We start from the raw sequence: 9,102 nt of genomic DNA on the forward strand, positions 1-9,102 counted from the left end.
CCAAAGGGTTCACCCCCCACCACAATTAACGCTATATTGACCCAACTTATAAAAAGCCCGCGTAATCAACCCAACACCATGCCCACCGTACCCTTTAGTTTTCGCTGGTCCACCTTTGACCAGCTCAGCGCCGCCGAGCTCTACGAAATCCTGCGTATTCGCCAGGAAGTCTTCGTCGTAGAGCAGGATTGCGCCTACCAGGACGCCGACGGCAAAGACCAGTGCGCGTGGCATCTGGCCTGCTGGGATTACACGACAGAGTCACCCACGCTACTGGCCTACCTGCGTGTGGTCTTCCCCGGGAAAAAGTACCCGGAACCTTCCATCGGTCGCGTGCTGACAACCCATTCTGCACGGGGCACAGGTCTCGGCAGGGAGCTGATGCGCACGGCCATTGAAAACACCCAGCGGGAATACCCCGAATCACCAATCCGTATCTCAGCACAGCTGTACCTTGAGAAATTCTATACAGACCTGGGCTTTGAGCAGGTTTCAGAGCCTTACGACGAAGACGGTATTCCGCATATAGAGATGGTGCTGCCCTGATACGGCACACCCCGCGAAATATTCGTAAACCGCCCGTTAAAGAAACTGGATCCAGTATTGCCAGAGTGACAACCGAATCTGCCTGGTCACTTCGACCAGATCATTGAGTCATGCGGAAAACTGCTTTGGCCATACCCACGAAGGAAGGAGGCTTTCACATGAAGCTAACGGATTCAGTAGGGAGTGGCGCTGAAAACAGATTTAATGATGTTGTCGTAGTCCAGACCCTGCTCAACCAGAATATTGCATCACTCACACCACACTTGCCGATCGATGTGGACGGAAAGTGCGGCCCGAACACCATCGAGCTGATCGCCGAGTTCCAGTGCTAGGTGGTGGGTTTAGTGCATCCCGACGGCCGCGTCGATCCCAACGGGCAAACGCACAGGGCGCTGCAGGAAAATGCAGCCGAAACCCTCGGCGCCGATATCGCCGCAGTGAAGGCCGTCGCTGCCGTTGAGAGTCAGGGCATCCGGATGGTCGAAATAGACCTAAAAACCAGTGAAATGAAGATTACCCCTTGATCTAGCGACGGATCACTCCGCGTACCAACACCACTAAGAACCACTCACCGATCCACGCCAGAAAGCTTGTTTGCTTGGTCCACGATTTCAATGCCAAAACGATACTCTAGCAGCAGGATATTGGCTCATGTATATCCTCGCTAAAACTAAGCGGAGGCTAGAGACAAAAATGCCAGCCCCTCAAGGGCTGGCCAATCAAAGCCTGCAATCCTTTGCAGGAAGGGGTGCCCGCGTTTAACACGCAGGCTTGGAAGAATTATTCACAATCCATTACTTTTACCCAAGATCCCCATTGGACATCCTGTGGTTTTGCATTAAAGCTCCACCAACTGGCTTGCCACTGGGCATTTTTGTAGATCACTTTGTCGCCGGTAACATATGCACGATCTGCTTGCCACGCATCGTGATAGCAGTGTTCCGCATTCAAGGCTTGCGGCTTCGCCATCCAATCAACCAGTTCTGCATGGCTTACCAACCGAACTTCCGGTTTTGCCAATGCGTAAGCCAAAAATGCTTCGATGGTTTCCCGACGTTCTGATGCCGTCGTAGTGGTCGCTGCCCAGCCGTCAAAAATATCCGCGTAGTAATCACTATGCGCCAAAAATGTTAGCGGAGCACGGTTACCCGACAGGCGCAGATCCAGGGTGTACTTAAGAATCGCAAGCACTTCCGCTTTATTCAGACCAAATTGATAAAACAGGTTGTAGTCACTGGATTCAATCTTTCCGGAGGCCACATCAAACCAAGGCACAATTTCAGCAAGCTTGCTGCGCAAAGAATAGTCGATCCCGAACTCTCCCAGCAGCTCGTCAGGTGGAACGATCATGGCATAGGTGGGCACTTCCCAAAGCCCGGGGTATTGTCCAATTTGTGGTTTTATACCCCAGCCTGCAAAGAGGTCTGCACCCGGGCTGCCACTGTCCAATGTATACGGCCAGTAAAAATTAGTACCATCGTGCTCCGGCTGGTACCCCTCAGCGATCGAGGCGTCATACTTAAACCCACTATTCAACAACACATCGAATAGATTCCCGTTGTATCTCAAGTACGGCGCCCTGAAACCAACAACTGAAGCGGCACCGATACCATTTTGATCTTCTGGTTCCGAGGTATCTTCATCCGGATTAAACGGATTAGTCATGAGCGCACTGCACGATTCAACCTGCTGCGTCCAGCCGACAGTATCCAGCTCACCACTTTCCTCCAGGTGACCCATTGTGTGGTTAGCCATTTCATGCCCAGCCAGCATGGCGCTGTGCCAACTTTGCTTTACGATACTCGCGTTCATCTTGTCGCTGGTGATATACGAGCACCAGTTGAAAAAAGTGGTATGAGGCGCCTGGCCATCGAAGTTGGCCAGGTTGCCATTGCCAGCGGGGTTTTTTAAGCGCGCCCACAAGTTCAGCACCCACGCCTGACCGCCCAGCGTGGGGAGTTTGGGAGTGCCATTATCAACCAATCCGTTATCATCAAAGGCTATCGCTACAAATAATGGGGCCTGATCCACCGCAACTCCGGCTGGAGGCAACTGACTGGGCGATACATCGGCCGCGAAAGCCGCCTGCATTAAAGTGAGCCCGGCCAATGCCGTACCTAGAGCGGTATTTTTCAGTGTGAATTTGCTCATGGAGATTCCAATATCTTGTCGTTGTTATCGATTTGGTCGAGTAGCGCGTACGGGATCTTCTTAGTTTGAAAAGGGAAAAGTGAATTGACATCACTTGCCGCCCCCAACGCCAGAGCCGAGTTTATGCAGACGCCTCTGTGCCACCACCCCCGCAAAGCCCGGTTTTTACCAACTGCTCCGGCGGTAAAAATTTTTCCCGCAATTTCAATAAGTTATGAAATATCTATGGAACCTCGATTCACCAACGAAACCGGAGAAGTATTCTTCTGGAAACAATTTGGCGCCAACAGCGAAGAACGAAACTCTATCCTTGTCACAAATTTCGCAAGGCGGCGCACTTCACGCTGTTTCACAGGAAGGAAAATACATACGATTGCCCGCGAGGATTAACCACTCGCCTATAAGGCCTGAACACAGTTCATCACTGGATTCGGTATTGGTTTATAGGAAGGACATCGAGTAGCAGGGAAAGCAGTGGCCGTTATCAGCAGTAAAAATTGGGCATCCCGCCCTTTTCTCTTTATTTTGATTCTATTGATTTACCCAATACCCAACCAGGCAACAGCGGATAACCAACCGCTGATCATTGGCTATTACCCCTACTGGTCGACCTTCAGGGATCCATCTACGCTGGCAGAAAGTCGTGTCGAACTCCTGACGCACCTGATCTATAGCAGTGTCAATGTGAATCAGGATGGAGCCCTGGTCTCATTCGACCAATTCGCGGACTACGGACAGGCTCAAATCAATGATAACGATCCTGGGAAAGGCAATTTTTCAGCGATCAGAACACTAAAAGAACGAAATCCCGAGCTAAAGATTCTCTTTTCCGTGGGGACTTGGTTTGGGTCATCACACTTTTCAAGCTTGTTTTCTGCTCCTGAAAAACGCGATCAGTTTTTAAGCAGCAGTCTGGCTTTGATACAACATTATGGTTTTGATGGCCTGGAGATTGACTGGCGGTATCCCATTATCGGCGGCCCGGAAGGGTCGGAAAAAAGCCCTGCAGATCTGGAGTATCTGCTGCAATTCGCTGAGCAGTTCAAAAAAGCCTGTAACAATTGCCCACTTTTCCTGACTGTTCCCGTATTGTCCCGTCAGCGCCCCAATTGGCCATTCCCCCGTTTAAACAGTTACATTGATGCCTACATTCCACTCACCAGTGACTACACCGGCCCGTGGAACTCAAAAACCGGTCACTCCAGCCCACTCTACGAAAGTCCAAACAGTCCTGCTCCAAGCATCGATGGAACTATAACCAAACTAATAGAGGAAGGCGCCCCGCCAGACAAGCTGGTGATGCGCGTATCGGCCACCGGTGCTGGCTGGAACAAAGTCGCCCCCTATAAAGAGGGCCTTTACCAGCCTGCCGAGGGCCCTATCTATACCATTTGGGATAATGAAACCACGGGCGCAACGGGCACAGTCCCCTACCTGAATCTAAAAACGCTTTTGGAGCGCGACCAGTTTGAGTCACACTGGGATGACGACACCAAGAGCTATTATGCTTGGCAGCCCGAGACCAGGCAGTTTATCAGCATTGAAGAGCCTCGCTCACTGGTCGAAAAGCTGCATTATGTATCCAAGCGCGATCTCGCCGGCATTGCTCTCTGGGATCTACCCAGTGACACAACCAATGAATCCAGCCTGCTGAAACAGGGTCATCGCTACTTTTATGCACAAGAGGCGTTCTGGTTTGAACTGGTCGATAGCTTGCGGGAGCATTGGGTGTGGCTCGTAAGCATGCTGATCGGAATGATCGGCAGCTATGGCTTTATTACGCTCAATAAAGCACGGCAAGCCAGGCAGCAGGAAATTCAATCTATTGTAGCCATCCAGAAATCTACCAGAATGTTGCCCTCTCATTTGGAGCAACTGATTTTCTTACTTCGCCATCCGCCCACTACGCTGCATCGAAAACTCCCAACGTCCAGCCAACAAGCACTGCACCAACTCCAAATTAGTAGCGCTCAACTTCAGTATCAAATGCTTCCCCTGTGGTCGGTCGCAAACGAAAACCCAGTACACCTGAAACCTTCGTCCTCCAGACCGACCCTTGGTAGGCCACAAATTAACAGGGTCAGTCCACTAAACGATATCGACTGCGAAGAAAAAACAACAGTATGTGAACTTCAATCACTAGCGCAATTTACGGGTATGGTTGGTCAACAAACCAGTTTGGAGAAAATGCTCGAGACCTTGTTTCACTTTCTAAATCAGGACTCCCGTATAGAATCCCTAGGCCTTTACCTGGACGATAGCCTGGTCAAAGGAGAAGACATTGGGGGGTTCAACATTGAAATCCAGGCCGACAGGCCGATTCAACTATCGGCCGACAGGCGCCATGGTGTTGTATGTAGCCCGGATCTTGCCGATCAAAAAATACACATACAGTTTGTTTCTCCACTATCCAACCAGGAAGAAGCTTACTTCCGCGCCCTATCACAGCAATTGATTTCCGCTCGCCAACAATTGCGAGAGTTAACCAGGCAACCGCAACTTCTCTCTGATATCTACCAGATCGCAAAGAGAAAAGATCATTTGCTATTTATTCGGGGAGAGAAAGGATATAGCGGTATCTACTGTAGTAATGAACGTGAACCCTGCTATGTCTATCTTCGCCTGCGCCATATCAGGCAGTATTTCCCTGACATACTACACCCTGTTCACCGCTCCTATCTGGTAAATCCCAGACAGGTCTTATCCGCCGAAAGGCAAAACAAGAAATGGATTCTCATGATGGCCGGGCACCAGGTTCCTGTCTCTAAAACCCGAATTAACGCACTGATGAATGAGTTTCCAGACTGGTTTTGAACCAGGGCCCAAAATCCGCTTGGGGCAAATGCCGGCATACACTTGATACCAATGATTTATACGCCAATATTCATCTGTACTGGCACCTAGCTCTATCGGTGGAGTAATCTGATAGCGAACGACATCGGCTTCTCACGATTTCCGTCAAGAGCCACAGCCCAGTGCCCGTAGCACTGTCGCGGTTTATAGCATTACTCGAGGATTGTATGTCCATTGATCTCGTCGACGCACAAGTATCACCAACAGGGCAGTTCGACATCCTGTCCAAATACGAAATCCATAAACTCACCGACGACAGCCGCGGCCCGCAGTACCAGACATTCCGCAATTGCTCCCTGGCAGTTCTCAACAGCGGGGGCTACATGGATGATGGCAAGGAACTGCTGGAAAAATTTGCCAACTTTGATATTTCCGTTCTTCCCACAGAACGCAGCGTTAAGCTGCAGGTGAAAAACGCTCCGCCGAGCGCCTTCGTTGATGGCAAGATGATTCGCGGTATCGCCGAGCACCTGTTTGCGGTGCTGCGGGACATCATTTATGTCAGCAGTGAGATCACCGGTGATCCGCGCTACGACCTGGTCTCCGCCCAGGGCGTGACCGACGCGGTATTTCATATCCTGCGCAACGCCGGCACCTTTGACCGCAACCGTATACCGCGGCTGGTGGTATGCTGGGGTGGGCACTCTATTTCCCAGGAAGAATACGATTACACCAAGAAGGTCGGTTACGAGCTGGCGCTGCGGCATCTGGATATCTGCACCGGTTGTGGCCCGGGGGCCATGAAGGGGCCGATGAAGGGCGCCACCATCGGCCATGCCAAGCAGCGCGAGCGCCACGGACAGTATCTCGGCATCACTGAGCCCGGGATCATTGCCGCGGAGGCGCCAAACCCGATCGTCAACCAGCTGGTCATCATGCCGGATATCGAAAAACGCCTGGAGGCGTTTGTGCGCACTGGCCACGGCATTGTGGTATTCCCGGGTGGTGCCGGCACTGCAGAGGAAATTCTCTACCTGCTGGGTATACTCCTGCACGAAGAGAACAAACAGCAGCCCTTCCCGGTGATTTTCACAGGGCCGGCCAGCGCCGCGGATTACTTTATCCGCATCGACCAGTTTATTGCGGCCACCCTCGGCGAAGCGGCCAGATCCCGCTACCAGATTATTATTGATGATCCGCAGGAAGTCGCCCGGCAGATGGCGGCAGGGATAGAAAAGGTACAGCAATACCGCAAGGATGCCGGCGATGCGTTTTACTTCAACTGGAAGCTGAAAGTGTCCACCGAGTTCCAGCGGCCCTTCACCCCAACCCACGAGAACATGCGCAAGCTTGCGCTGCACACCAATCAGGAACCCTACCTGCTCGCCGCCAACCTGCGCCGCGCGTTTTCCGGCATTGTTTCAGGCAATGTGAAAGACGAAGGCATTCGCAACGTGGAGAAAAACGGGCCATTTGAGCTCTGCGGTGACCCGGCCCTGATGCACAGCATGGATGGCCTACTGGAATCCTTTGTGAAGCAGCAGCGGATGAAGCTGCCGGGCAAGGCCTATATCCCGTGCTACCGGATCAGTCGCGAATGACCATAAGTGCAATGCGGATGTGGGCCCCCAACAGCTCCTTCTTCCTGAAGTATGTGGGCAACGCAATTTCATCGGTTACTACCGATGTAGCGTCTGCAGTTTCCATAAAGTCATCTCGGTTTGAGTCATTATTTTCAGGTGACCAAGTGACAAAAAACCATCTACTTGAACGGGTACAACACGCCCTTTACAACATCCTGTCACGAAGCATGTAAACCATTCTCCATGCGCACAACGTAAGCCTGAAGAGCGCCTGCGCAGCAACGTCACGAATGCCAACAGATTCCATCAACTCGCATGCCTGGAAGTGGATCCACCCTCTCAACGCCGTACTGGCTATTGGCCAAACATGGCTATGCGGTCTAAATACCATCAGCCCCCCGGAACTCAAACCGCGGGGGAGCTCCGCGCAATCCGCTTCCGGAAATTGGTGGGAAATTGGCCGGCTCTTACCTACAATGCCCCGTTTTTCCCCCGACCGAGCGCCATTGCGACCATGACCGACACTAATCATCCCCGCGACTTCCAATCCCTGCCCCTGCAGCCGTCACTCCTCAAGAACCTCGAGGATCTCGGCTACAAGCAGCTGACTGAGATCCAGGCAGCCGCCCTGCCGGCGATTGTGAGCGGCAAGGATGTGATCGGGCAGGCCAAAACCGGCTCGGGCAAGACCGTCGCCTTCGGCCTCGGGGTGCTGCACAAGCTCAAGGCTGAGCGGTTCCGGGTACAGTCCCTGGTGCTTTGCCCTACCCGCGAGCTCGCGGATCAGGTAGCGCGGGAGCTGCGCAAGCTGGCGCGCGCGATCCACAATATCAAGATCCTCACCCTGTGCGGCGGCATGCCATTCGGCCCCCAGATCGGCTCACTCAAGCACGGCGCGCATATTGTGGTCGGAACCCCCGGCCGTATCGAGGATCACCTGCGCAAGGGCAACCTCGACCTGAGCGAGGTACACACACTGGTACTCGACGAGGCCGACCGGATGCTGGACATGGGCTTCCAGGCGGTACTGGACCAGATCCTCGCTGAGCTTCCGCGGGAACGCCAGACCCTGCTGTTCTCCGCCACCTACCCAAAAACCATCGACGCGCTGGCCACCCGGGTTCTGCACGACCCGATCAAGGTGGAGGTGACCACCGCCCACACCGAAAGCACCATCGAGCAGAAATACTACCGGGTCGAGAACAACGAAGCGCGCCCCGCTGCACTGCACCAGTTACTCGCCAGCTACAGCCCGTCCTCCGCCGTGGTGTTCTGCAACACCAAGAAGGAAACCGACGAGGCTGCCCAGTCCCTGAAAAGCGCCGGCTTTGCTGCCCTCGCCCTGCACGGTGATATGGAACAGAAAGACCGCGACCGCACCCTGGCCCTGTTTGCCAATGGCAGCGCCTCGATACTGGTCGCCACCGATGTGGCCGCGCGCGGGCTGGATATTGAAGAGCTGCCCATGGTGGTGAACTACCATCTGTCGCGGGATCCGGAAGTGCATACCCACCGGGTCGGCCGTACCGGTCGCGCAGGCCAGAAAGGCATTGCCCTGACGCTGGTCAGCAAAAAGGAAATCTACAAGGTGGAGCGGCTGGAAGAGATGCTGCAGCAGCCGATTACATTGCAGGAAGTGCCGCCGCTGCCCAAGGGCTTTGCCCCGCCCCGCCCCACCATGTCGACCCTGCAGATCGACGGCGGCAAAAAACAGAAAGTGCGCGCGGGCGACGTGGTCGGCGCGCTGACCGGCGAAGGCGGCATTGACGGTAAACAGATCGGCAAGATCCAGGTGTTCGACTTTTCGACCTTTGTGGCCGTAGAACGCCCGGTGGCCAAAAAAGCACTGAACAAGCTTGGCAATGGCAAGATCAAAGGGCGGAGTTTCCGGGCGCGGATCGTGGGCGTTTGAACACCCGAAAAATCGCATCAAAAAAAGGGCCCCAAACGGGCACTGCTGTCCCATAGTTTGGGAAAACTGAAAAAGCCTGAAGCCCAAATGGTTACAATGTTAGCGCCAGCAAACATA

General features: G+C 53.5%; 8 protein-coding genes. 7 read left to right on the forward strand and 1 reads right to left on the reverse strand.

Going from position 1 to position 9,102, the window contains the following annotated elements:
* The first annotated feature begins 78 nt into the window (after positions 1-78).
* The 3 genes from ACNKU7_RS15190 to ACNKU7_RS15200 all read left to right on the forward strand — a co-directional run bounded on the left by ACNKU7_RS15190 (position 79) and on the right by ACNKU7_RS15200 (position 1,070).
* A complete protein-coding gene (locus ACNKU7_RS15190; protein ID WP_418297846.1) occupies positions 79-546 on the forward strand; it encodes a GNAT family N-acetyltransferase in 468 nt (155 codons plus the stop codon).
* Between the two features lie 158 nt (positions 547-704).
* Positions 705-878, forward strand: coding sequence for a peptidoglycan-binding domain-containing protein (locus ACNKU7_RS15195; RefSeq protein ID WP_418297847.1), 174 nt, complete (start codon positions 705-707; stop codon positions 876-878).
* A 12-nt stretch (positions 879-890) separates the two neighbouring features.
* Positions 891-1,070 (forward strand): hypothetical protein, encoded by a 180-nt coding sequence (locus tag ACNKU7_RS15200; RefSeq protein ID WP_418297848.1) that lies wholly within the window; start codon positions 891-893, stop codon positions 1,068-1,070.
* Between the two features lie 256 nt (positions 1,071-1,326).
* Here ACNKU7_RS15200 and ACNKU7_RS15205 read toward each other — a convergent pair whose 3' ends face one another.
* Positions 1,327-2,697, reverse strand: a complete 1,371-nt coding sequence (locus ACNKU7_RS15205; RefSeq protein WP_418297849.1) for a hypothetical protein — start codon at positions 2,695-2,697, stop codon at positions 1,327-1,329.
* Positions 2,698-2,781: 84 nt separating this feature from the next.
* Here ACNKU7_RS15205 and ACNKU7_RS15210 point away from each other — a divergent pair, with 84 nt between their 5' ends.
* The 4 genes from ACNKU7_RS15210 (at position 2,782) to dbpA (ending at position 8,985) form a co-directional block, all read left to right on the forward strand.
* Complete coding sequence (locus tag ACNKU7_RS15210; RefSeq protein WP_418297850.1) at positions 2,782-3,087, forward strand: hypothetical protein; 306 nt, start codon at positions 2,782-2,784, stop codon at positions 3,085-3,087.
* 84 nt (positions 3,088-3,171) lie between these two features.
* Complete coding sequence (locus ACNKU7_RS15215; protein WP_418297851.1) at positions 3,172-5,511, forward strand: glycosyl hydrolase family 18 protein; 2,340 nt, start codon at positions 3,172-3,174, stop codon at positions 5,509-5,511.
* A 206-nt stretch (positions 5,512-5,717) separates the two neighbouring features.
* Positions 5,718-7,091, forward strand: coding sequence for a nucleotide 5'-monophosphate nucleosidase PpnN (gene ppnN / locus ACNKU7_RS15220; protein WP_418297852.1), 1,374 nt, complete (start codon positions 5,718-5,720; stop codon positions 7,089-7,091).
* Between the two features lie 496 nt (positions 7,092-7,587).
* Positions 7,588-8,985: an ATP-dependent RNA helicase DbpA gene (dbpA, locus tag ACNKU7_RS15225; RefSeq protein ID WP_418297853.1), complete on the forward strand. Its 1,398-nt coding sequence runs from the start codon at positions 7,588-7,590 to the stop codon at positions 8,983-8,985.
* The last annotated feature ends 117 nt before the right edge of the window (positions 8,986-9,102 follow it).

This window comes from Microbulbifer weihaiensis (assembly GCF_048323715.1).
GTDB lineage: Bacteria > Pseudomonadota > Gammaproteobacteria > Pseudomonadales > Cellvibrionaceae > Microbulbifer.

Excerpts from the sequence above, each read along its gene's own strand:
- ACNKU7_RS15190 (WP_418297846.1), top strand. The coding sequence starts at position 79 with ATGCCCACCGTACCCTTTAGTTTTCGCTGGTCCACCTTTGACCAGCTC.
- ACNKU7_RS15195 (WP_418297847.1), top strand. The coding sequence starts at position 705 with ATGAAGCTAACGGATTCAGTAGGGAGTGGCGCTGAAAACAGATTTAAT.
- ACNKU7_RS15205 (WP_418297849.1), bottom strand. The coding sequence starts at position 2,697 with ATGAGCAAATTCACACTGAAAAATACCGCTCTAGGTACGGCATTGGCC.
- ppnN (WP_418297852.1), top strand. The coding sequence starts at position 5,718 with ATGTCCATTGATCTCGTCGACGCACAAGTATCACCAACAGGGCAGTTC.
- dbpA (WP_418297853.1), top strand. The coding sequence starts at position 7,588 with ATGACCGACACTAATCATCCCCGCGACTTCCAATCCCTGCCCCTGCAG.